At 47.1% G+C, this 1,464-nt stretch carries 1 protein-coding gene; it reads right to left on the bottom strand.

The features are described from left to right. Positions 1 to 501 precede the first annotated feature (501 nt). Positions 502 to 1,464: hypothetical protein (locus D6694_11335; protein ID RMH39269.1), on the bottom strand; the 963-nt coding region annotated here is incomplete at its 5' end.

Genomic DNA, 1,464 nt, shown 5'->3' with positions numbered 1-1,464 from the left:
TTTGACACGCGCGCTATCTGAGCAGCCAGAGGTATCGCACGGCAGGACGCGAACAGTGGCATGAGCATAAGCGGCGAATAACATCAGGGTGCTGATTAGGCATTTGAACAGGTTTGTCATATTGCCTCCTTGTCACATGAACGGTTCAAATGCATATCCAAGGAACGGCGTTGTCCTTGGCGAGAAAATTATAAAAATGGCTTTTCACAGCTTGGCAATGAAAAACTGCGCATTGTGTGAAAAATTCACACCTGCTACGTTTTTGGAGTTGTGTTGGGATATGTTTCTAGTCTGCATTTAAGTCACCGCCAATGTGGCTCTTCCTGATGCGTATATAAACGAAATAGTGTCAAAACGAAGCATATAGACAATGTCAACTCGTTCTGTTGCTGTAGGAAAACTTTCACACCACCGCGCAGTCGTTGAAAGCTCGGTGGTAATCAGGTTGACTCAACAAAAGCGGTCAAAAGCAAGGCCCCATCAGGGGCCTTGGTGATACAGTTATTGTTGTTCGGAGTCGTTTTCGTCGTCATCGTTTGGGTCTTCATCTTCGGGAGTGCAGGGACCCCAGCCTTCACAGGTAAAAACGGATCCGACACGGGTCATACGCAGAAACTGTGCCCGATTAATTAGGTTATACATGCGCATGATCCGGAAAATCATCTGATAGAGTGCTTGATTTTTGTCGGTTACACGGTATTCACCGACAAGCTGCCATTTGCCATCTTTGTAAAGAATTATCTGACCTTCGGCATCCATTAAATAGTCGATGTTCCATCGTCCGGTACTTGGGTCGTACTTTAGGGAAATCATCCCGTCGTCAAAAACAATGTTGAGCGTGGGTGACGTAAATGAAGTGGTGAACTGCATTGTTGTTCCGAATTGACGGCCGGCGCTACCGTTGGCTTGTGCGGAACCGATAAGAGGTAGCCGTGCCCCCATTGAGCCCGTAATTTGAAACTGAGAGCTATTGGAGTTTGAGATTTGCAGTTGTCCGATCAAACGGTTGATATACCAACCAACATCTGCGCTCGTCACGTCAAAGCCTAGTTGTTGCGTAAGTCTTTCGGCGATATATGTGTTAATCATGCCGTTTAGCCCCGCAGCGACGGTTAATGCGCTGGCATATCCGTATTGGCCAATACTAGCGAAACCGATAATTGTTGTTACGGTTGTTGGAAAATTGCCAATGTAATAGCCAGCTCCCCTCGGACCTGTCCTGGTTTCAAAGAAAACACCCCTGCCCGGTGGCCGGATACCTAATTCGTTAAAAATATTACGCTCCAATCGGTACACTAGTTTGATGTATTCAGCCGCTTCCGGCTCTGCTGGAAATGGCCCTGAGACGGCAGTGCGTCTTAGCACAGTGGACTGAAATCGGTTGCTCTGAAAAACCTCTGTTTCGCGAATGATGCGCACGGTGTAATACACGGTTTGTTCAGTTTCGATATTGTGGACATAGAC

The sequence above is a fragment of the Gammaproteobacteria bacterium genome (assembly GCA_003696665.1).
Taxonomy (GTDB): domain Bacteria; phylum Pseudomonadota; class Gammaproteobacteria; order Enterobacterales.
Note: the sequence above shows the minus strand (reverse complement) of the source record. Positions and strands in the feature narration are given on the sequence as shown.